The following is a 23,920-nucleotide window of genomic DNA, read 5'->3' as shown; positions in this document are numbered from 1 at the left end:
TGGTGATTATTTACATGTATTGTATCGACGCTGGAAGTATATATTGCCCATGTCACCTAGCCGAAACTAACAATTGTGTACACTGCTCACAGCTTTCTAATAATGAATTTTGTCAGTGTAAAGATTGGTGTGGAGTATGTATATATGAAAAGTATCTATCAAATGGAGCTACTGCTTCAAAAATAAGAGAGACTTATAAATGCAAATTGATAGAAAAAGAATCTTTTGAGGATAACCTGTATATGTTTAGAATAAAAGTATCTCAAAGTCTTGCAAAAGAGTTAAAGTATCCAGGAAGTTTTATATTTTTAAGGACTTTAGACAGTTTAAATTACTATGATGTTCCAATATCTGTGATGGAGTCAGACATTGATAGCTGTATTATAAAACTCTTAATAAAAGTAACCGGAATAAAAACCCAGAAATTATCTGAATCGGCTGAAGGAAACGATCTCTTAGTAAGAGGACCTTTTTCAAATGGTATAATGGGGCTATTAAATATAAATAAATCTAAAAATGGAATATCAATAATTACTGCTCGTGAAATAGGTATAGCTCCATCAATTCCTGTTATGAAAAAATTATATTCAAATGGCAATAAAATTATTTCACTGATTGAATGTAAATACAATAAAGATATCTATAAAGATTACTTTAAAAAATTCAATTTGGAAGTTATAGACTGTTCTATACTTGATCATGGAAATCTCACAGATGACTTTAAATCCAAGCTAAGTGAAATCTTAAACAAATACAAGGTCAATTTACTTCACTGTGGAGGGCCTGATATAATGACCTATAAAATCATTAAATTTATAGATAAATCTATAAATCTTTCATGCTGTAATAATGCAAAGATGACTTGTGGTGAGGGTATTTGTGGAAGCTGCACAAAACATTATGAAGAAAATGTAGTAAAAAGGTTATGTAAAGTACAAATAGATCCAAGAGATTTATTTAAAGACAGAAGGATCATATAAGGAGGTATTCTTATGAAAGTAATCATAATTGGTTCAGGTTGGTCAGGATGTGCTGCAGCTTTAACTGCAAAAAAAGCTGGTGCAGATGTTACAATATATGAAAAAACAGATATGGTACTTGGCCTTGGAAATGTTGGTGGAATAATGCGAAATAATGGAAGATATACTGCTGCTGAAGAAATTATAGCTCTTGGTGCTGGAGATCTTATAAATATTACAGATAGTCTTACAAGACACAAAAATCTGGATTTTCCAGGGCATAAACATGCATGGCTTTATGATGTAAATAAAATAGAACCCGCTGTTAGAAAATATCTACTAGATAAAGGTATAAAACTAAATCTAATTTCTAGAGTTGTAGATGTAGACATGGACGATACTAAAATAAAAGGCATATTCACAGCTGATGGAGAATATGAAGAAGCAGATGTATTTATTGAAACCACTGGATCTACTGGACCTATGGGTAACTGTATAAAATATGGTAACGGGTGTTCCATGTGTATACTAAGATGTCCATCTTTTGGTCCGAGGATAAGTATAAGTGAGTGTGCAGGTGTGGAAGATCTTCATGGTGAAAGGTCTGATGGAACTTATGGAGCCTTCAGTGGTTCATGTAAACTATCAAAAGATACTGTAGATAAAAATCTTTTAAATGAAATTGAGAAAAAAGGCGTTGTTGTCTTAAAAGTCCCAAAAGAAGATATAAACTTGGATAAACTCAAAGCAAAAGTATGTCAGCAATACGCCCTAAAAGAATTTGCTGAAAATATTGTTCTTCTTGATACCGGACATATAAAGCTCATGACTTCTTATTATCCTTTGGATAAATTAAGAAAGATACCTGGTCTCGAAAATGTAAAATTTGTAGATCCCTATTCTGGTGGTAAAGGTAATTCTATACGATATCTTTCTGTAGCACCGGTTTATGATGATTTAAAGGTACAAGGAATTGATAATTTATTCTGTGCCGGTGAAAAAAGTGGTTTATTTGTTGGCCATACAGAAGCAATATGTACAGGTTCCTTAGCTGGAAATAATGCTGTAAGATACGCTCTTGGTTTTAATACCCTGGTACTTCCAGATAAAACAGCCATCGGAGATATAATTAGTTATGCAAATTCACGAATTAAAACTAAAGAAGGAAGGCAAAATAGGTATACCTTTGCTGGTGCAGAATATTTCAATAGAATGAAGGGAAAAAATCTATATTCAATAGATAAAAATGAAATCCAAGCTAGAATAAAAAAACTTGGTTTGTCAAATATATTTAACCAATCTTTAATTTAAAATTTATAATGGTTAGGAGAATTTAATGCTATGAGTATGTTTTATTCAACATATTTATGCCCGTTTAATAATTTTTTTAGAAGTACTTCCCTAATAGACATGAAGCTTGGCGATGTAACTGGTGACAAAATCATCGATAAGGTATCTATTTATGGTAATAAGTCAGATGATGATCCTGACAGCGAATTTATAAGTAATATTACAATTGTAATTCAAAACGGACACTGCAATCGAACTAATATAATTACCCCAAAATTCAATGAAGGATATAATCCAAGATTATTTTTAGGAGATTTTAATAAAGATAACGTTTGTGATATAAAAATAAGTATTGACTCTGGTGGAAGCGGTGGATATGGTGTTTACTATATATACTCATTCAAAAATAATATTCAAACGGAACTCTTTAACTTTGAAAATTACAATGATAAATACAAATACAATGTAGATTATATGGATTTATATAAAGTAAAAATTTCCTGTCTTACTCTAAATCAAGTTTTTACATTAGATATAAGCTATAAAGACAAATCTTACCTATCAAAATACTATGACAGCAATGGAAAACTTATAAATCCTATTCAAGGTGAGGTTCTTTCTCTAGGTGCATTAATTCCAATAGCCTCTGATGAAAAAACTAATAATTATGATTTAACCGCATTTCAGCGTATAATTGGAACAACTAATGGAGATACTTTAGGCTATATACAAAATATGCTCACTTTTGATAATTCAAAATTTACATCTTACAATATGTCTATAACAATCCCCCAAAATATATCATAGATAAATTAGGCTGCCATTTAAGGCAGCCTTTATCGTAGTTCTAATCAAATATATCTCCTTGATTCAAAATTTTATTCGGATCAAAAACAGCTCTTATACCTCTCATAATATTGATTTCATCATCTGTAAACTGCAAATTCATATGTTTCTTTCTAGTCTTTCCAGTCCCGTGCTCCGCTGTAACAGTTCCACCGTACTTTATAGCAGCCTTGTATATCTCTTCTTTAAGTTCTTCATAATATGAAGGCAACTTTCCATTATCACTCATAATAAAATTGTGTATATTTCCGTCTGCTATATGTCCAAGTGATAAAATATGATTATTATATTTTAAAGAAAGTTCCTTAATATCATTAAAATATTGTGGTACATCTGCCGGTGGTACAGCTACATCAAGTGCATCTGATATATTATCTCTATAAGGTGTGTATCCATTACTTCTTATCTCTAAAATATGTCTCTGCTCTTTTGGTGTTTCTGCTATAATACTGTCTACAGCATTATATTTTTCACATATTTCTACAATTTTTTCACTATTTCCGTAGAGCTCATCTTCATTATTTTCTTCAAGTATAAAAAGCAAATCCACAGATCCTTTAGAAGCTGGCCATGTAGTTCCAAGATCTTTTGCAGATGTGTTCGATATATCTCTATCCATATATTCAACGGCCAATGGAGTTATTCCATCTTGAAGTATTGCGGGTACAGCATTACAAGCATCCTGCTGTGAATTGAATGAAATGATTAAGGTTCCGCTGTATTTGCTCTTAGCATACAATCGCAAGGTTACCTTAGTAATAATTCCCAGGGTACCTTCACTTCCAATCATCATATGAAGTAAATCATACCCCATATTATTCTTAAGGAGCTTTCCACCCAAATTAACTATTTTACCTGTCGGAAGTACAACCTCAAGTGCCTTAACATGATTTCTCATGATCCCATGCTTTACAGCTTTTGTTCCGCCAGCATTTGTGGCAACCATTCCTCCGACTTGTGCTCCTTCATCTCCCGGATGTACCGGGAAAAATAATTCACTTTGATTATTTAAAACCTCAAGTAAATCAGCTAATGTGACTCCTGCCTCGACTGTAATCATAAGATTCTTTTCATCCAGTTCAACAACCTTGTTCAATCTCTCAAGTGACAAAATTATACTTGCTGTCGTCGGGATCGCACCTCCAACTACTCCTGTTCCGCCTCCTCTTGTAATTACTGATATCTCCTCTTCATTCGCATACTCCAATATTTTAGATATTTCTTCTGGTGATCCAGGTTTAACAACTACACAATCCTTTGATGCTTCTGGTCTAAGAAGTGGTTCTGTTTCATCATACAAATAACCCTGTATCTGTGATAAATCATTTGTAACCCAGTCATCACCTGATATCTTTTTTAGACTTTCAACTACCTTGTAAGGTTCATTTTTTAATAATTCATTTTTCAATTTTATTGCCCCCTTTTTATTAAATAAAGCCCTTCTAACTATTTTTTATTTTACTAATTAGTTCAGGTACAACCTTGTAAATATCATCAACAATCCCATAATCAGCTGCATTAAATATTGGAGCTGACGGATCAGTATTGATTGCCACAATAAAATCAGATTCTTTCATACCAGCCAAATGCTGCGGCGCTCCAGAAATTCCACAGGCTATATATAACTTTGGCTTCACTCTATTTCCACTATATCCAACCTGAAAATCCTTAGATATAAAACCATCATCGACAATGCTTCTACTTGCCCCTACAACTCCGCCTAAAATTTCAGCAAGTTCTTTTATCATACAAAGATCTTCAGCTTTCTTTATCCCTCTCCCTGCTGCAACTACTACACCAGCATCTGAAATATTAACATCCTGAGATTTTAATTTTTTCAAAACCTTAACCAAATTATTATCATAACTTACCTTATCCACATTTATAATTTCACCAATATTATTTTCATCTCTAGGCATTTCATTAAATTCTTTATATCTTACTGTAGCCATTTGAGGATAAGTATCAGTTTTTATGTGAGCCAATATGTTCTCACTAAATGCCGGCCTTATTTGAATAAGTTTTCCATCTTCATCTACTTCGAGTCCTGTACAATCTGCTGTCAGTCCCGTGCCTAGTGCAGCTGCAACTCTCGGTGCCAGCGATCTTCCAAGTGTAGTTGCTCCAATTAAGCAAATCTCAGGTTTAATCTTCCTTATCAAGTTTTCCAAATTTGCCTTGTAAATCATTTCCTCAGGCTCATTAAACTCATTTCCAGTTATATAAAATACTTTATCTGCCCCTCTATATATAAGTTCTTTTACATCCATTCCTTCCTGCCCTAAAATAACGCTGTATACAGATGTTTTCAATTTTCGCGCAATTTGCTTTGCCTTTCCAAGCAATTCAAAACTAACTCTATGGATTTGTCCATCTTTTTGTTCAGCAAATACTAATACACCATTATATTCCCTACTCATTGTTTACCTCCAATATTTTATTTTTTCTGAATATATTAATTAATTCATCTTCTGCCTTTTGAGTATCTGCTTCTCTAAAGATTCTTCCCTGTCTTTGTTGAACACTTGGAACTTCTATCTTTTTTACTTTAGTAGGTGATCCTTTAAAACCAACCTTTTCTTCATCGAGAAATTCTTTTAGATCATCAAAAGTAAGAACTTTTATTTCGGCCTTTCTAGCCTTCATCTTATTCTTAAAAGAAGGAAGTCTTGGTTCATTTATATCCTTAGTAACTGTGATTAATCCAGGGAATTTCATTTGCTTTAAATAAGTTCCATCCCAAATATCCGAGCAAACTGTAATATTTTTATTATCAATGTTATCGATTTTACTCACATAACTGACATGTGGTATATTCAATACCTCTGCAATTTCAGGTCCAACCTGCCCTGTATCGCCATCTACTGTTTTTTCTCCTGCAATTATCAAATCATATTCTGAAATCTTCTTAATTGCAGCTGCAAGGATAACTGATGTTGCCTTGGTATCTGAGCCGCCAAATTTTGCATCACTTACAAGTATCCCTTCATTTGCTCCTCTTGCAATACATTCTTTAAGTGCCTCTTTTGCACTAGGAGGTCCCATACTTATTACTGTTACTTTTGAATCAATTTTTTCACTTATCTGAACAGCTGCTTCAAGTGCATTTAAATCAAATGGATTTATTTCTGTACCTGCTGATTTACGATCTACAACACCCTTTTCTCTGTCAAATTTTACCTTGTCCATATCAGGGACCTGTTTAATTAAAACTACGATATTCATGTAAATTTCATCCTTCCTTTCTATAAATTATGAACAATCACTGGCGCATTGGTCATACCTTTAATATCTAAATACAATTTAAGGTACAAAAAAAACAGACTAATTCGCTGGGGCGAAAAATCTGCCGCGGTACCACCCATTTTTTATCTTAATTGTATTAACGGTTTATAAAAACCGGATAAGCTTAGTTAATTCAGCTTACAGCTCAAGGGTGAGTTTCAATATGCATGTTTACAGATTCACACCAAATACCTGCTCTCTTAAAAACATTAACATATTTATTTAATCCTATCATTGCCTTTCTCTATTTGCAATGAGTTTACTACAAATTCAAAGTCATGTCAATATAAAAAATCTTATTTCTATAATAAATAATATATAAAAAATTTAATAGCAAAACACTTTCTTATATATTAAATATTTTATAATTTTATCTATATATATGCATTCACGAACACAAGTATGACAGAAACTATACGATTCACTTAATCTTTTCCCCATGTAATATTTAACGAAGTCACTACATGATATAGGGTTTATAAATGAAAAGTTAATCCATCCCCCGGGAGATACTGTCAAAATCCGATACTATAAATGCTTTTAGTAATTCTAAGCTTAACTTATGCGCAGGCCGGGATTTCTAAAATTTAGGCACATTAAAAAATTTTGTAGTAAGTGTTAGTGAAACGTTTTTAAAAATCTATCATATTTTAAAAACATACTTGTATTCATAAAACCCTGACATTATAATAAAACTTGTATGAACAAAGTAATAATTTAGTCTTAATTAGCATAGTATCGCGATTAATTTGCAGGTACTTTTTATTTTTAATTATTCAAAATCTACTCAATAGTTATAGGGGGACTTTACCATGACTGAAGATGAAATTTCTATAAAAAACAAAACTTCTTACCTTATAGTACTTTTTATACTTTTATCTATATTTTCCTGTATTATATTTAAACTTTCCCTATCTTATGCATTTTTTACAAGTATAATTTTCTGCTCTTATATATACAAAAAAAATGGACTTCCTGTACTAAAAACTTTAAATATAATAAAAGAAACTTTAATAGAATGTAAATCTCTTATTATTTTGATAATATCTATTGGTGCTATTATATCTGCATGGCTAATATCCGGAATTGTACCTGCTATGATGTATTATGGACTAGAATATATGCAAAATTTAAATTTCTTACTCGCTGCATTTATAATAACTTCATTAGTCTCCTTCTTTATGGGAACTGCAATCGGTACAGTTAGCACAATAGGCATTGCCCTTTTAGGACTTGGAAAAGCTTTTGGAATACCTGGTTACATTACATTAGGAGTAATAATATCCGGGGCCTCTATAGGTGACAGAATTTCACCAATATCTAGCCTCTGTAATCTGACAATAGAAGGTATGAAAACAAATTATAAGAACACACTTAAATCCGTACTTACAACACTTATACCAGAGTACTTTATATGTTGCTTTATCTATTATTTACTAGGCAAAAATTACAATATTTCGAATAAGGTTTCAAATATAAATTCTCTCACTTTTGCTTTAAATAAAAGTTTCCACATATCTCCAACGCTTTTACTTGTACCATTAAGTATTGTAGTAATGTCATTCTTAGGTATAAATATATTGAAATCGGTATCAATAGGAATAATTTTAAGTATTTTTTCTGCCATATTCATACAGGGAATAAGTTTAAAAACTACAATATTAATAATATTTACTGGCTATAAGGCTCACACAGATTTTGCAGTTTTAAATAAAATATTGTTAAGTGGCGGAATTATCTCCATGTTTGGGATACTTTTAATACTAATCGGTGCTTTAAGTTTAAGCAGTCTTTTATGCAAAACAAAAACAATAGACCCTATTATAAAAAAATTGACATCTAAAATCACATCAAAAGGAAATCTTATATTTAAAACTGGAATTATAAGTGGCCTTTTAACATCTATAAGTGATCAAACAGTCGGAATTATAATTCCATGCAGTTTTTTGAAGAAAAAATATGAAAAAATGAAAATAGATAACAATATATTATCAAGGACTATTTCAGATACCGGTATTGCTATTGCCCCACTTATTCCCTGGAATGCAAATGCATTATTCATTGTTGCTGTAACGGGAATTTCAGTTTCACTTTATCTTCCATATGCAGTACTATGTTATGTTGCACCAATAATCACATTTTCTACAGCATTTTTAACCTCCTGTACGAAAAGTCATAAATGCTATATACCAAAACTGCATGAATGATAATTTTATTTATAATTTAAAATAATTCAGATTTCACAGATACATTTAAATTTGTAGAGCATTTTAAACCTATTCTATCTAAACACTACTTTTTATAGTTGCAATCCTAAAAATTAAAATTTATAATTTAAATCACATAAAAATATGTGACGATAGAAAGAAGTAATCAAGTATATTGCAAAGAGAGACAGTGGTTGGTGTAAACTGTCTAATATGCTTTATGAAATACATTCTTGAACTGCAGGTTGAAACTTTTAAGAAGTAAACTGTGCCGGTTAACTTCCGTTATAAAGTGAGAGAAGAACAAATACTTGTTTTTGAAATAGGGTGGTACCACGATTAATCGTCCCTTAATCGTAGGTGCTTTTTTTATCTTATAAATTTCACTATTATTGTTCAATTAGGGTGGTACCGCGATCATTCGCCCCTTTACATTGGGTGCCTTTTTTTATTGCTATTTTAAAAATTCTTAATTTTGTTTAACTAGGGTGGTACCACGATTATTTCGTCCCTTAATTTAAGGTACCTTTTTCATAAATAAAAAGGAGGGCTATAATAAATGAATATATCTTTAATAATCATAATACTATATATTGCTATGTTATTTGTAATAAGTTTTTTCGCAAGAAAAAAGGCATCAAAAGGAGGAGAAAGTTATACTTTAGCTGGTAGACAGCTAACAACTCCAATGGTAACCTGTTCACTCATAGGACTAGCAATTGGGGGTGCTTCTACTATAGGTGTTGCAGAGCAAGCTTATAATGTTGGTCTTTCAGCTGGATGGTACAATGTAGCATGGGGAATTGGTGCAATTATAATGGGGCTTGCGCTGGCTTCAAAATACAGAAAATTCAATGTATCAACTGTTCCTGAACTATTTGGAAAATTTTATGATGAAAAAGGGCGATTTGTATGTGTACTATGCCAAATTATAATTCTAATCGTAGTAGTATCGCTTCAATACATTGCAGGTGGAGCTATACTATCATCATTACTTCCAAATATCTTCACCATAAAAACAGGAATGATAGTTAGCGCATGTGTATTCGTAGGAATAACCTTTATAGGTGGCATGTGGTCTGCTGGTCTATGTAATTTATTCAATGTTCCTTTAAAGTACACAGGAATAATATTATGTACAATACTCTCTGTATCACAAAGAGGCGGCCTTCAGAATATAAGACTTTCTCTCCCCCAGGGTATTCCATACTTCAGTCCTATTAAAGGAGTTGGGCTTTGGATAATACTAAGCTGGATCTTAGTCATGACAACTCAAGTTATGTCTATGCAGGGACCTGTTCAATTAACCTTTGCAGCAAAAGATCCCAAGGTTGCAAGAAACGGCTTTGTGTTTGGTGGACTTTTAATGATTCCAATAGGTTTTTTATGTGCATTAATTGGTATGTCAGCTAAAACAGCATTTCCACATGTAAGCGCAACAATGGCTCTGCCAAAGATGATTTTATCACTGAACCCGGTGGCTGCCGGAATAACACTTGCTGCACTTTGGGCTGCTGATGTTTCAACCGCCTGTAATTTACTTTTAGGTGCATCCACCTTAGTTACAAATGATATATACAAGAAATTTTTAAATCAAAAAGTAGAAGACAAAAAGCTTTTAGTAATAACAAAACTTTTCGTAGTTATAATTGGAGTATTTACTTTTATACTTGCTCTTTCAATGTCAGGTATACTTAAAACTATATCAATTGGTCTAAGCCTTACAACTGCGTTTACAATAGTATTTTTATTCACCATATTCGCTCCAAAACTCTGTAGAAAAAATTCTGCATTCTATACAACTATAGCTGGTATAATTACATTATTTTTGTGGCAACTTCTGCCTTCTTTTAGAATTTTTCCTCATGTAATATTTATGGAGTGGATTATATGCCTTGCAGCCTTCTTTTTGACATCTATACTAGATAAGACTAAAATCCATAATCCTGAATTTAAGGATAAGGAATCTGTTTACAATTCAAAGTATATAAAAGCCTGAACTTTTTATATAGAGTTTATAAATGAAAAGTGAGTTTATAAAATCTGCTTGGATTTTTTTAAGCGCAAGCTTAGACTTACTAGAAATTTTTTACGTGACGTATTTTGAAAATCCCGGCCGGAGCATAAGTTGAGCTTTCATTTGCAAACCCTATATAAGAAAGTGAAGTCACTGTAGATAACACTTAGTCTATTTTTCTTATACTATAAACAGCGTATATAACCATAAATGCACCTATTACTTGAAGAATTGTAACATTCTCTTTCAAAATTAATACCGATAAAAACATAGCTGTTGGTATTTCTAAATTTCCTATTATAGAAACCCTTAAAGAACCTATCTTTTTAATTGCAGAATATAATAATGTCAAAGGTATTATTTCACACATCACTGCCAAAAGTAGTACAGATACCACAAGTTTTATATTAAAATTAATATAAAAATCAATATGCGGAAGTTTTACTAATATCAATGAAATAAATGAGAATAAAATAGAATAAAAATTAATAGAAAATGAATTCATGTTACTCATCTTTTTTTCTGTATATATATTCATAAAAGCGTAAAATACTGCTGATAAAATACCATATACTATTCCTATAGCTGAAAATGTACCCATACCTTTTAAAATTCCAAGTGCTAAGAAACACCCAATAAAAGCTACACATAATAGAAGTATTTTACTAACTCCTATTTTAACTCTTTCAAATACAGCTGAATATATAAATACCATTATTGGATATGTATATAGTAATATTGTAACTACCGAAACATCCAAATAATCAAACGCTAAATAATAAAATACAGTCATAAATGTATTCCCAATTACACCCAAAACAGCTGCATGATATAAATCCTTCTTACTTATTATAAGTGAATCCTTATCTATGATAAGCATAAAAATAATCATAATAGGAATTGCTATTAAATACTGCAAAATCAATAACGTTATAGAATCTATCCCCTGTGAAAGAGATGTTTTTATTACTATTCCGCAGGTTCCAAAAAGTACTGCTGATAAAATAGAATATATGTAACCTTTTTTCAAATTGTAACTCCCCTGCCCTAGAATATTTTGTCATATGACATCTAAACTAAAGTATATCATAAAAAAACTTTTATTCATAATCTGAAGCAGCAGTAAATTAAGGTGAGTTAAAAAATGCATATATTGCATATAAAGCATTTATTGATTTAAGTATATAACTTATGTAAACTTGATAAATATGATTTCTCCTTTAAGGGTTTATGGCGATAGCCATATTGATTTATACTATAATTGCAATTTTAAACATATATTGAAGTAATTAAATTTTCATAGAAGCAGTTATTGAAGCCATCTACAGTTCAATATTCAAACCCGATAAAGGTATAGTTCAAATACTCGGACTTAATATAACAATAGCTTTGATAACATTGGTGATTATTTCTTTAACATTTTTTTTAATTGCAAGTATATTTGATGAGGTAATGAAAATAAAGGAAGATAATGATCTAACCATATAAAATAGGAGTGATATCATGTCTATCGTAGTTAATTTAGATGTAATGATGGCAAAACGAAAAATTTCTCTTAAAGATTTAGCAGAGAGTATAGAAATCACAAATTCTAATTTATCAATACTGAAAACTGGAAAGGCAAAAGCTATTAGATTCTCTACATTGAATAAATTGTGTAAAGTATTAGATTGTCAACCTGGGGATATAATTGAATATGTAAAAGATGATAATTAAATAAAAATAAGCTCTATAATATCGATTTTATTATTAATAATTCTAGGAAAAAACTGTTTGTTATGAATACTGTAAAAAGATTTGATAAAACAGGAATTTACCTAATCATTGACTACGTCCATAAAATTTTTATAAAAAGAATACAATCATGGAAATTATAATGTAAGTTGTGAATGCTATACAAGAAAATGAGTGAGATTATATATGATTTAGCTTTAAATGGAATAGAGGACTTTTAAATCAATATGGCTATCGCCATAACCCCTTAAAAGCGAAATTATTTTATTGATCATTTGATTTATAATTTATAAAGACAAACTTAACTCACACCGCAGAGGTATACCTGGAAACTGAGGGCACATCTAAAAAGTCTTTTACATCTCTTGGCGAAGCCTTTTAGAAAAGTTTTAGTAGATTATATATGTTTGAGCAAAGCGAGTTTATATAATCTGCTTAAATTTTTAAAAGGCGAGCTTAGAGATGTTAAAACTTTTTTAGGGTGCCAAAGTTTGTGAGTATACCTCTGTGGTGTGAGTTGAGTTTGTCCTTATAACCATATATCTATGATCAATGCTTAATACGCAATATATTCATTTTGTCCTTTTTATTTTGCTTTATGACGGCTAGCAGATCTTAACATCATTACAGCTGTATAAATTACAACAAATATTACTACCCATATTAATATATTTAGTGGAAGAGATTTAACAATATATGCTGCAATTAGCACTCCAACAATACCAAATACCGTAATTGACATTGATGCCTTTCTATCATAAGCGCCTTCTTTTACAAACTTAGCTGAAGCAACTGGCATTAAAAGTGCGCAAGATGCCATCATAATTGGGAATGCAGCCTTTGGGCTCATTCCAAGTGCATAAATCAATGCCATACAAGGGGCATAAAGTCCAATACCGAGTGTCATTAATGCTCCTAAAATGAAATTACCAACTACAGCTATTATTAACTTTGCTCCTGTAAGTCCAGCTGCAGTTCCGCCTGACGGCATAATATTTAATCGTCCACAAAGCATAATAACAGCAACTATAAGTAATGCAAAACCCATTGCAATTTCAACTTTTCTTTCATCAAGTTTAGAAACAAACTTGGCCCCTATTAATGCTCCTAATACAGCTGCAGCCAACATTGCAAATAATGTAACAGGTTCAACCTTAACAACTGTTATAAATATTAATGCTTCTACTATAACTGGAATAGCATTGGCAACATTCAAGGTTCCAGGAAGTGTTCTATCATGAGTAAGTTTGAAATTTTTTAGAGCAGCAGTTTCTGTAGCAAAATTTCCAATTCCTAAGGTATCAAAAAAATTCATAACAAGTCCTATTGCTCCTATTGCCCAGAAATTTCCTGACTCTAATTTTCCTTCCTTTGAGGTTTTTACATAGTCCTTTAAAAATACAAAAGCAAAATAAAGTGCAAAACCTATTAGTAAAATATAGAGAACTGTAATTATCATATAATTCCCTCCTAAAATATAATATTTAAAGATTAAGTGAGGATGTCCTCACTTAATCCTTTTTAGCAAAATATTAAGTTTCACCTGAAGTTTCCACTTATAATTGCTATTATTTACTTTGACAATGTTCCTTACAAATGTTAAAAGCTTTCTTATTTGGACAATTCAATAGATTTTTGAGTTGTTTTTCTGAGTGCCGATATAACTGCATTTCTAAAGCTATTCTCTTCAAGAGCAGCTACACCTTCTATAGTAGTTCCACTTGGAGAACATACCATATCCTTTAAATCACCCGGATGTCTTCCTGTTTCAAGCACCATCTTGGCGGAGCCATAAACAGCTTGAGCTGCAAATTTATAAGCTTGATTTCTAGGCATTCCATCTAAAACTGCTGCGTCTGCCATTGCCTCAATAAACATAAATACAAAAGCTGGTGATGAACCACTGACAGCAGTTACTACATCCATTAATTTCTCATTAACTATTTCTGCTTTTCCGAAACTTTCAAATATACTAACTATTTCAGACACTTCTTCTTTTGATACCATTTCATTAGGGCAAATTGCTGACATTGCTTCACCCACAAGTGCCGGAGTGTTAGGCATAACTCTAACTACTCTGATTTTTTTACCAAACATCTCTTCTGTAGCTTCAATAGCTCTTCCTGCTGCAATAGTAACAATTATTACATCTTCTTTAACCTGATCTTTTATCTGTTTTATTACTACTGGATATAAGTTTGGTTTTACTGATAACACAATAATATCAGCAGTTTTAGCTACTACATTATTGTCTGTTGTAGTTTTAGTTCCGTATTCTTCAGCAACCTTAGCCAAACTCTTTTCATTCAGGTCGCCTACAATGATACTTTGAGGTGTTACTAATTTTGCATTTATTATTCCACCAATCATTGCCTTACCCATATTACCGCATCCAATGAATCCTATTATTTTATTCATATTAACACTCCTTTGTTTTTTTAACAGACGCTTCCTTCAAAAGTTTGTTCTGTTCTATTAATTATCTCATCTTGTAGTGCCCTGTCAAGGTTATTAAAATAATCACTATATCCTGCAACACGAACTATAAGATCATTGTATTGATCTGGATTTTTTTGAGCATCTAAAAGTGTCTCTCTATCTACAACATTAAACTGTATATGATGTCCATCCATTTTAAAGTACGTTCTAACCAGGTTAGCCATATTATCAAGTCCATTTTCTCCTGCAACAACAGATGGAGTAAATTTTTGATTGAGCAGGGTTCCGCCAGTTTTTATATGCTGCATTTTTGCACATGATTTAACAACTGCTGTAGGACCGTGTTTATCTGCTCCTTGTGCTGGTGAAATTCCTTCCGAAACTGGCATATGTGCCTTTCTTCCTTCCGGACTTGCACCCATAACGTCTCCGAAATAAACATGGCATGTTGTTGGAAGCATCTCAATTTTATGGAATCCGCCTCTTCCATTTCTTCTTCCGTTTATAATGCTAAAGTATAAATTAAATATGCTCTTCATTACGTCATCTGCATAGTCATCATCATTGCCATACTTCGGAGTCTTATTCCTAACTAAATTATAAATATAATCATGTCCTTCAAAATTATCTTTCATAGCTTCTAATAATTCTTTCATAGTAAAGTTTTTCTTGTCAAATACATTATATTTTATTGATGACAAACCATCCGTAATATTTCCGATACCAACGCATTGAATAAATGTTGAGTTATATCTTGCTCCTCCTGCATTATAATCCTTACCTTTTGAAATACAATCAGAAATTACAACAGAAAGGAATGGTTCAGGCATTTGAGTTGCAAATAATTTTTCTACTACTCTATTGCCTTTTATCTTAACATCGATAAAATATTTCGCTTGTTTTTTATATGCCTCAAACAATTCGTCATAAGTTTTAAACTTTGAAGCATCTCCAGTTTCAAGACCAAGCTTCTTGCCTGTCATTGGATCTATTCCATTGTTTAATGTAATTTCTAATATCTTATTCATATTAAAATAGCCTGTCAGTATATATGCTTCCTTTCCAAAAGCTCCTGACTCTACGCAGCCACTGTTTCCACCACATCTTGCATCTTCAAGAGATTTTCCTGCAAACATTAATCCTTGAATAACTTCATCTGTATTAAACATTGACGGCTGTCCCCAACCCTCTCTTGCAATTTCACAAGCTCTCTTTACAAACTTTTGTGGACTCTTTTTACTTATTTGAACATTTGAACTTGGCTGCAGTAAGTGCATCTCATCTATTACATCAAGCAGCATATAACTTACATCATTAACTCCGTCTAAACCTTCTTTAGTTACTCCACCAACATTAATATTGGCAAAATCCGTGTAAGTTGAGCTTTCTTTTAATGTGATACCAACCTTTGGCGGTGCCGGCTGATTATTAAATTTAACCCAGAAACATTCAAGTAATTCCATTGCCTGGTCATGAGTTAATGTTCCTTCTTCAATTTCTTTTTGATAGAATGGGTTTAAATGCTGGTCTAATCTACCAGGATTAAATGCATCCCATGGATTTAATTCAGTAATAACACATAAGTGTACAAACCAATACATTTGAAGTGCTTCTCTAAAGGTTCTCGGAGCATGTGCTGGTACATGACTACATACATCAGCTATGTCAAGTAATTCCTGTTTCTTAACTGGATCAGTTTCTTTTTCTGCTAATTCTTTTGCATAAGCAACATATCTCTCTCCTAAAATCATTATTGCATCACAACATATTGACATAGCATCAAGCTCATTCTTTTTATCTAAAGCTTCATCATCTTCACAAAAATCAAGTTTATTTATTGCATCCTGAATATCCTTTTTAAAATCAAGGAATCCTTTATGGTATATCTTATCATCACCTGCAGTATGTCCCGGTCCTCTTTGCTCCATAAATTCTGTAAATATTCCAGCTTCATAGCAGTCTTTCCATTCTTGTGATACATTTTCAAGAATTCTGTATCTCATGGATCTATTTTGCCAATATGGGATTATAACATCCTTCTGTAATTCTTTTGCTTCATCATTAACTGTGAAGTTTATTCTTTCACGCTGCGACATAACATCAAAATCCTGAAGTGTATGACAGCATAATTCTGGATAAGTGCAGGCTGTAGCAGGTCCTTCTCCTCTTTCACCAACAATTAATTCACCATCATTAATGCAAAGTTTCTTTTTTGAGTTGATTTCCTTTAAAGCCAATGCCCTAAGCACAGGAATTGGAACTATTCCCTCATACTTTTTGGTAACCTCATCTACAATTTTTGCTCTCTCCATTGAAAGACTTGGAACAGCGTTTAAGCTTTGCTCCCTTAATTTTTTTACTCTTTCTGTCATCATAATACTTAACCCCCTATTTTAGTTTTTATCCCAGCTTTTTTAAATTTATCTGCAATTTTGTCCATAACTTCATCTGATGGTTTTTCTAAACCTGATAGCTTATATTTCTTATTAAGTCTTACATATTTGTCCATACCCATCTTATGATAAGGTAACAAGTTTACATGTATTATATTTAATTTTGATATAAAATCAACTGCTGCATCAATATTTTTGTCATCATCATTTACGCCAGCAATTATTGGCATTCTTATATAAATATTACTGCCTCTTTCAGAAAGTTTTTTCAAATTTTCTAAAATAACAGTATTGCCGACGCCCATATATTTGAAATGCTTTTCATTGTCCATGTGTTTTATATCAAATAAGAAAAGATCTGTATTATCAATTATTTTTTCAAATTGACTCCAATCTGTATACCCACTGGTATCAATTGTTGTATGAATACCTCTATTTTTACAAGCTCTAAGGATATCATTTAAATAATCTGCATGCATCAAAGGTTCGCCTCCAGAAAATGTGACTCCACCGTTTGATTCATCATAAAATGCCTCATCTTTGATTATTTCCTTCATTAAGTCCTTTACTGTCATCTCTTTTCCTATAATCTCTCTGGCATTGCTTGTACAAAAATCAGTGCATTTTCCACAAAGATTACATTTGCCTTCATTAGTTACAGGATATCCATCCACAAATTCTATTGCTTTTTGAGGACACATTTTTAAACATAAACCACAACTTTTACATTTTTCTTTAAAGAACATAATTTCAGGGTTTGATTTTTGACTTTCTGGATTATGACACCACCAACAATTTAGTGGACATCCCTTTAAAAAAACTGTTGTACGAATTCCAGGGCCATCATGAATTGAATACTTTTGAATATTCATTACTATACCCGCTGCCACATATCTCACCTTCTTATAATAAAAAATTTTTTATACTTTTACTAAAATCAAAGTTACAATAATTCATACTTTTTTATTAGGATATTAAACATATTTCATTATTATGAAATTGCAACCATTTCTCTAGTTAAATAATTAATTTAGATTACTATTTAAATAATTATAGTTTTATATTAGAAAACGTTTTATATTTACAATAAATGCATTTGAGCATATTGATTGTTTAAAATGTATCAATCAATTAATTATATTCTATAATATTTTTGTTATTTTGTCTACTATTTTTTTTACATATATAAAAAAAAATTCATACATATAAAAATACTGTATCAATAATTGAACCAATGTGGCCTTTTCATAACGTTTTTTAATCATTTACTATCATATATTATTTTTTGAACATTGTTATATTATTACTTTTTATTGCCCATAATAATTTTATATATATGAAAATTTTTCACATACATAAACTATTATGGACAGCAATTACCTTATATAATATAATAATAACGGGAATTGTTAAATAATATAAACATATAAAAAATTACAGCAACTAAAAAGAGGTGACACAACATGAATTCAGACATTGGTAAAAAAATAAAAGAATTAAGGACTCAAAATAATTTAACCTTAAATGATTTAAGTGAAAAAACCAATTTGTCCACAGGCTATTTGTCTCAGCTGGAAAGAGGTCTCACAAGCATAGCCATTGATACATTATCCAATATAGGAGAAGCTTTAGGTGTTACATTATCTTATTTTCTCACCGAACCAAAGAACAAGGATAATTTTATTCTAAGAAGTTACGAAAGACAAGTACTTGAAGTTGAAAACAACAAAATAATACAATTTCAATTAACAAATGATATGGATAATAAAAATCTACTCCCACGAATTTTCGAAATTCTGCCAAGCAGCAACAATGAAAAAATAAACCTTTATCCTCATGCTGGAGAAGAATTTGTATATGTACTGGAGGGAATTTTAACTTTGTTAATAAACGATAAAAGCTATGAATTGTTCCCAGGAGACAGTGCCCATTACAACTCAAACCTTTACCATAACTGGGCGAACAATACAAATAAAACCGTAAAAATACTGACAGTCCATACTCCAAATCTTTTTAAAAAATAGTTATATTAAACACATGAGATAAATTAAACAAGATCAATACTTAATGTATTAATATATATGCAATATCTAGCATTTAAATTCCAATTTTATTTTAAAATCATACCTTTATTGCGTATTAAGCATTGATCATAGATATATGGGGCTATAAGGGCAAACTGTCCTTATAAGTTATATACTTAAATCAATAAATGCTTGATATACTAATAAAAGTATATAAATAATTATATACCTTATGTAAACTTGATAAATATGATTTCTCCTTTAAGGGTTTATGGCGATAGCCATATTGATTTATACTATAATTGCAGTTTTAGACATCTGTTAAGATAACTAAAAAAGTCTGAATAACCTGTAATTCAGATAGTATATTCAGAACTTTAAGATCTTTTTGGGCATAAAAGATATTTAACTAAAATTTTAGATAAATGAAATGATTCCAGGACGATTAGTCCTATTGAATTATTTAAATTTAAATGTGAGTTTTACTATATACCCGGGAAGTTAACGTCCTAATAATTAAATTAGTACAGTCATTACTATAACTTAAAGAAGGAAGGCTGTAAGCCTTCAAGCCCGTTAGGGCGTTCTGTTCTTCTTATGAGGGGTAGGTTATTTTAGTTTTAAATATATTTAATCTTTTACCGGGAAAAATTTTGTTATTTATTATAATTTCTGTAGTTTTAAAATATCCCTCCGGGATTAATACTATGTATACAAGGACTACCGTCCGTAAAACCTTTATAAAGAGAATACAATCATGGGAATTATAATGTAAATTGCGAATACTATAAAAGAAAATGGGTGAGATTATATATGATTTAGGTTTAAATGGAGTAAAGGACTTTTAAATCAATATGGCTATCACCATAAACCCCTAAAGGCGAAATTATATTCAGAAAGTTTATCAAATTTACATAAAGTTATAAAATCACTTATATACTTTTATTGGTATGTTAAGTATTTGATGTAAACATAAGTAGAATTCTTATGTAGTGGAGTACTGTAAGGCTGAAGACACATTTAAAACTTTTTCTATAAATCCTGGCGAAGTGCTGTTAAAAATCTTAAAGTTCTGGATACTGTCTGAGGTACGAGTTTATCCAGGTTTTTTAGATTTTTAACAGCACAAGTTTTAGATTTATAAAAAGTTTTAACGTGTCAAAGCCTTACAGTATTTCACGGGAGTAAGAATTCTACTTATGTGTCTACAACAATGCTTAATACGCAATATATGCATTTTATAAATTTTACATTTCTAGTTTTACGTTGTATTCCTCAAGCCATAAATTAAGCTGTATAAGATATGCTATTAATTGTGGTCCCTTCATAAGTTGACCAAACCAAGGAGTTTTATATGATTCTCCGCCACTTTCCATGAGTTCGGTTACATTCTTTAAATCTATTATATTTAGTATAGGTGAAGTTTTGTCATTTAAAATTTCCCTAAGCCAATTTTGAACTAATCTTGTATATCCCGGATCAAATGTCTTTGGATATGGACTCTTTTTTCTCTCTATTACATCCTTTGGAAGCATTCCTTCTGCTGCCTTTCTTAATATTCCCTTTTCCCTGTTTCCATAAAATCTTATTTCAGGTGGAATATTAAATGCATATTCAACTAATCTATGATCTGCAAAAGGTACCCTCACCTCTAAACTATTTGCCATACTCATACGGTCTTTTCTTGTTAAAAGTGTTATCATAAACCACTTTATATTTAGATAAACCAGTTCACGCATCCTTCTTGCATATCTAGTATCTGTATCCAAATATGGAACCTTAGCTATATTCTCTTTATATTTTTCGTCCACAAATTCCTGTAGATTTATAGATTTAAATTGAGGTGATAAGAGTTCACTCCTCTGTTTTACAAATCTCGACCATGGAAATGTATTTGCATTCACCATTTCCTCCCTTGTAAACCAGGGATACCCTCCAAAAATTTCATCTGCACATTCACCAGAAAGTGCGACAACATTATTTTCTCTGACTGCCCTGCAAAATAGGAAAAGTGATGAATCTATGTCTGCCATTCCTGGTAAATCATTTGCTTCAACCGCATTCTTAAGTGCTTTTGCAAGATTTTCATTATTATTTAACACTTTATGGTGCTTACTTCCTATAAATTCAGACACCCTTTTAGCCCAAGTACTATCTGTAGTTATAACAAAACCATCATTTTTAAAATATAGTTCATTATCTTCATAATCTATTGCATAAGTATTTAATACTTTACCTCTAGCTTTAAATTCTTTTGCTGCAACCGCAGAAATTATACTTGAATCAAGTCCTCCTGACAAAAATGTACATACTGGAACATCAGCATAAAGCTGACGTTTTATCGCATCAACTAATATATTTCTAACATGTTCAGCCGTTTCATCTGTAGTTTCAATATGTGGATAACATTTGAGTTTCCAATATTCCTTGACTTTAACTCCATCCTTTGTAAATATTAAATAATTTGCAGGCGGAACTTCAAATATATCCTTTAAAACTCCGCTCCCTAAATTTCTTGCAGGTCCAAGTGCAAATATCTCTGTAAGTCCCTCTTCTGTTAGTATCGGCTCAACAATTGGATGTGCTAAAATAGTTTTTATTTCAGATCCAAATATTAAATTTCCATCCTTTATAGAATAAAAAAGAGGTTTTACACCAAGATGATCCCTTGCAATAAAAACTTTCTTATCCTCTTCACAGTAAATTGCAAAAGCAAATATGCCATTTATATGGTTTACACAATCCTCTCCCCAATGTATATATGATGTTAAAAGTACTTCAGTATCTGAGTATGAGTCAAATTTATAACCTTCTTTTAATAAATCCTTTCTCACTTCTTCAGTATTATAAAGTTCTCCATTATAAACAATTATATATTTCTTATTATGACAGAATTTAATCATTGGTTGAACTCCACCTTCCGGATCTACAACTATAAGCCTCCTGTGTCCAAACAGAACATCATGAGATATATAATATCCATACGAATCAGGTCCTCTTTTCTTTAATGTATCTGTCATAGATTCTATTATATTTTTATCATCCGTTAGATTTCTATTAAAGTTGACAATTCCTGCTATTCCACACATAATAATATCACCATTCTTTTATATTATAGCTTCTTAAATTATATTATGTTTCTCATAAAATTAAGTTACATATAGGATTTGTAATTCCAAGTTTAAGTTATACGTAAGCTGACATTTCCAAAATGTAGGCACATTAAAAAATTTTTGGTAAGCCTTAGTGAAGTATTTTTGAAAATCTTAGTAGATTTTATATGTTTGAGCCTGCGAGTTTATAAAATCTGCTTAAATTTTTATAAATACGAACTTAGACTTACTAGAAGTTTTTTACGTGACAAATTTTGAAAATGAAAGCTTACATATAATTCAAGCTTGGAATTACAAACCCTATAAAATTAATGGTGCCTTAAGCAACGCTCAGGACACCATTAATGTATATTATTATTTCATGCTCTGTTCATATGTTTGAATCATCTTTTTAACCATCTGTCCTCCAACGGAACCATTCTGTCTGGATGTTAAGTCACCATTGTAACCATCTTTAAGAGTTACTCCTACTTCTCTTGCAGCTTCCATTTTAAATTGATTTAAAGCTTCCTTTGCCTCTGGTACTAAAACTTTATTATATGACATAATTAATTCCTCCTCTTTATATTGTATTTTGTACTATACTTTATTGTAATCATAGTTTGTACTTTAAAAGAAAAATTAATCATGTAATTAATGGTACAACATGTACTTATTTCTGATTATAATTATCTAAAAAAGAATACTTTTCTCCATCTTTTTGCCATCCTACTATAGAATCCATATTTACATTTTGGGCAGCTTTAAAAATTGATTTTTCAACATCTTTAAAATTTCCTTTTAATTCCTGAATTAAATCTTTTATTTCATATCTCTTATTTCCCGTCTTTTTTGCTGCAACCATACAGGCACAATTAAGCGGCCAAATTCCACTTCTTTTTATAAATCTTTTAATATAATCCTCTTCTACATAATAAAGCGGTCTTATAAGTTCAAGGCCTTTAAAATTGGTTGCCTTTAATTTCGGCAGCATAGTCTTAAAATTACCAGAATAAAATATATTTAATAATGTTGTCTCTATAACATCATTGAAGTGGTGTCCAAGTGCAAGCTTATTACATCCTAATTCTTTTGCCTTTGAATACAAAATTCCTCTTCGCATTCTTGCACACATATAACATGGATAATCCTTCGCTATATGATTTACTACTTCAAATATATCTGAATTAAATAAATGTATTGGTATATTTAAGTATTCACAGTTATCAATTAAAAGCTTTCTTATGTCTGGATGATATCCGGGATCCATAGATATATATTCAACTTCAAATTTAATCTGCGAATGTTTATTTAATTTTTGAAATAATTTAGCCATAAGCAAACTATCTTTGCCACCAGATACAGCTACTGCAATTCTATCTCCTTCTTCTATAAGCTTAAAATCTTTTATAGCTTTCACAAATTTAGACCATATATGTTTTTTATAAGTTTTACTGATACTATTCTCTATTTCACTAAGAGGTTTTCTTTCATTATATGGAACCATAACCTCGCAGCCGTTTCCTGCAATATCATTCATTATATCACTCCTAATCTTTTACGAAGTTATTATATCACTTTACTAAAAATTTGTCCTTTTAATTACTTTAAGTTTATTAATTTATGTAACATAT

The 23,920-nt window shown here is 31.1% G+C and carries 18 protein-coding genes and 2 other annotated features; of the genes, 7 read left to right on the top strand and 11 right to left on the bottom strand.

What is annotated here, in order from left to right; genetic code table 11:
• Positions 1-14 precede the first annotated feature (14 nt).
• The 3 genes from D4Z93_RS05220 to D4Z93_RS05210 are packed head-to-tail and all read left to right on the top strand — an operon-like array spanning position 15 to position 3,056.
• Positions 15-980 carry a sulfide/dihydroorotate dehydrogenase-like FAD/NAD-binding protein gene (locus D4Z93_RS05220; protein ID WP_119970999.1) on the top strand — a complete coding sequence of 322 codons (966 nt, stop codon included), beginning with the start codon at positions 15-17 and terminating at the stop codon, positions 978-980.
• Between the two features lie 12 nt (positions 981-992).
• Positions 993-2,270 (top strand): FAD-dependent oxidoreductase, encoded by a 1,278-nt coding sequence (locus tag D4Z93_RS05215; RefSeq protein ID WP_119970997.1) that lies wholly within the window; start codon positions 993-995, stop codon positions 2,268-2,270.
• A gap of 30 nt (positions 2,271-2,300) precedes the next feature.
• Positions 2,301-3,056, top strand: coding sequence for a VCBS repeat-containing protein (locus D4Z93_RS05210; RefSeq protein ID WP_119970996.1), 756 nt, complete (start codon positions 2,301-2,303; stop codon positions 3,054-3,056).
• Positions 3,057-3,096: 40 nt separating this feature from the next.
• Here D4Z93_RS05210 and D4Z93_RS05205 read toward each other — a convergent pair whose 3' ends face one another.
• Genes D4Z93_RS05205 through D4Z93_RS05195 form a run of 3 tightly spaced genes read right to left on the bottom strand, consistent with a single transcriptional unit; the run spans position 3,097 to position 6,320 of the window.
• Positions 3,097-4,503 carry an FAD-binding oxidoreductase gene (locus D4Z93_RS05205; protein ID WP_119970994.1) on the bottom strand — a complete coding sequence of 469 codons (1,407 nt, stop codon included), beginning with the start codon at positions 4,501-4,503 and terminating at the stop codon, positions 3,097-3,099.
• A gap of 34 nt (positions 4,504-4,537) precedes the next feature.
• On the bottom strand, positions 4,538-5,515 hold the full coding sequence (locus D4Z93_RS05200; protein WP_119970992.1) for an electron transfer flavoprotein subunit alpha/FixB family protein: 978 nt from the start codon (positions 5,513-5,515) through the stop codon (positions 4,538-4,540).
• The gene (locus tag D4Z93_RS05195) at positions 5,508-6,320 is read right to left on the bottom strand and encodes an electron transfer flavoprotein subunit beta/FixA family protein (protein WP_119970990.1); all 813 of its coding nucleotides are present in this window, start codon (positions 6,318-6,320) and stop codon (positions 5,508-5,510) included. The genes D4Z93_RS05200 and D4Z93_RS05195 overlap by 8 nt, the downstream gene beginning before the upstream one ends.
• Before the next feature lie 105 nt (positions 6,321-6,425).
• Positions 6,426-6,624, bottom strand: a binding site (T-box leader).
• Between the two features lie 568 nt (positions 6,625-7,192).
• On the opposite strand from D4Z93_RS05195, the gene D4Z93_RS05190 reads away from it, so the two are divergent.
• Both D4Z93_RS05190 and D4Z93_RS05185 read left to right on the top strand, forming a co-directional pair.
• On the top strand, positions 7,193-8,587 hold the full coding sequence (locus D4Z93_RS05190; protein ID WP_119970988.1) for a Na+/H+ antiporter NhaC family protein: 1,395 nt from the start codon (positions 7,193-7,195) through the stop codon (positions 8,585-8,587).
• A 140-nt stretch (positions 8,588-8,727) separates the two neighbouring features.
• Positions 8,728-8,941: a binding site (T-box leader), on the top strand.
• Positions 8,942-9,146: 205 nt separating this feature from the next.
• The gene (locus D4Z93_RS05185) at positions 9,147-10,586 is read left to right on the top strand and encodes a sodium:solute symporter family protein (RefSeq protein ID WP_119970986.1); all 1,440 of its coding nucleotides are present in this window, start codon (positions 9,147-9,149) and stop codon (positions 10,584-10,586) included.
• 184 nt (positions 10,587-10,770) lie between these two features.
• Here D4Z93_RS05185 and D4Z93_RS05180 read toward each other — a convergent pair whose 3' ends face one another.
• Positions 10,771-11,634, bottom strand: a complete 864-nt coding sequence (locus tag D4Z93_RS05180; protein WP_119970984.1) for a DMT family transporter — start codon at positions 11,632-11,634, stop codon at positions 10,771-10,773.
• Positions 11,635-12,107: 473 nt separating this feature from the next.
• Between D4Z93_RS05180 and D4Z93_RS05175 the strand changes: the two genes are divergently transcribed.
• A complete protein-coding gene (locus D4Z93_RS05175) occupies positions 12,108-12,320 on the top strand; it encodes a helix-turn-helix domain-containing protein (RefSeq protein WP_119970982.1) in 213 nt (70 codons plus the stop codon).
• 604 nt (positions 12,321-12,924) lie between these two features.
• Here D4Z93_RS05175 and D4Z93_RS05170 read toward each other — a convergent pair.
• From D4Z93_RS05170 to D4Z93_RS05155, 4 genes are all read right to left on the bottom strand, one after another.
• Complete coding sequence (locus D4Z93_RS05170; protein ID WP_119970980.1) at positions 12,925-13,797, bottom strand: sulfite exporter TauE/SafE family protein; 873 nt, start codon at positions 13,795-13,797, stop codon at positions 12,925-12,927.
• 152 nt (positions 13,798-13,949) lie between these two features.
• A complete protein-coding gene (gene proC / locus D4Z93_RS05165; protein ID WP_119970978.1) occupies positions 13,950-14,756 on the bottom strand; it encodes a pyrroline-5-carboxylate reductase in 807 nt (268 codons plus the stop codon).
• Between the two features lie 20 nt (positions 14,757-14,776).
• Positions 14,777-17,152: a trans-4-hydroxy-L-proline dehydratase gene (hypD, locus tag D4Z93_RS05160; RefSeq protein WP_119970976.1), complete on the bottom strand. Its 2,376-nt coding sequence runs from the start codon at positions 17,150-17,152 to the stop codon at positions 14,777-14,779.
• 5 nt (positions 17,153-17,157) lie between these two features.
• A complete protein-coding gene (locus D4Z93_RS05155) occupies positions 17,158-18,042 on the bottom strand; it encodes a trans-4-hydroxy-L-proline dehydratase activase (protein ID WP_119974235.1) in 885 nt (294 codons plus the stop codon).
• Between the two features lie 591 nt (positions 18,043-18,633).
• Here D4Z93_RS05155 and D4Z93_RS05150 point away from each other — a divergent pair.
• Positions 18,634-19,194: a helix-turn-helix domain-containing protein gene (locus D4Z93_RS05150; RefSeq protein WP_119970974.1), complete on the top strand. Its 561-nt coding sequence runs from the start codon at positions 18,634-18,636 to the stop codon at positions 19,192-19,194.
• Positions 19,195-20,441: 1,247 nt separating this feature from the next.
• Here D4Z93_RS05150 and asnB read toward each other — a convergent pair.
• The 3 genes from asnB to D4Z93_RS05135 form a co-directional block, all read right to left on the bottom strand.
• Entirely contained in the window at positions 20,442-22,283 is a 1,842-nt protein-coding gene (asnB, locus tag D4Z93_RS05145) for an asparagine synthase (glutamine-hydrolyzing) (RefSeq protein WP_119970972.1), read from the bottom strand.
• Positions 22,284-22,661: 378 nt separating this feature from the next.
• The gene (locus D4Z93_RS05140) at positions 22,662-22,853 is read right to left on the bottom strand and encodes an alpha/beta-type small acid-soluble spore protein (protein ID WP_119970971.1); all 192 of its coding nucleotides are present in this window, start codon (positions 22,851-22,853) and stop codon (positions 22,662-22,664) included.
• Positions 22,854-22,959: 106 nt separating this feature from the next.
• The gene (locus tag D4Z93_RS05135) at positions 22,960-23,826 is read right to left on the bottom strand and encodes a tRNA 2-thiocytidine biosynthesis TtcA family protein (RefSeq protein ID WP_119970969.1); all 867 of its coding nucleotides are present in this window, start codon (positions 23,824-23,826) and stop codon (positions 22,960-22,962) included.
• Between the last annotated feature and the right edge of the window lie 94 nt (positions 23,827-23,920).

Source organism: Clostridium fermenticellae, assembly GCF_003600355.1.
In the GTDB taxonomy this organism is placed as follows: Bacteria; Bacillota; Clostridia; order Clostridiales; family Clostridiaceae; genus Clostridium_AV; species Clostridium_AV fermenticellae.
Note: the sequence above shows the minus strand (reverse complement) of the source record. Positions and strands in the feature narration are given on the sequence as shown.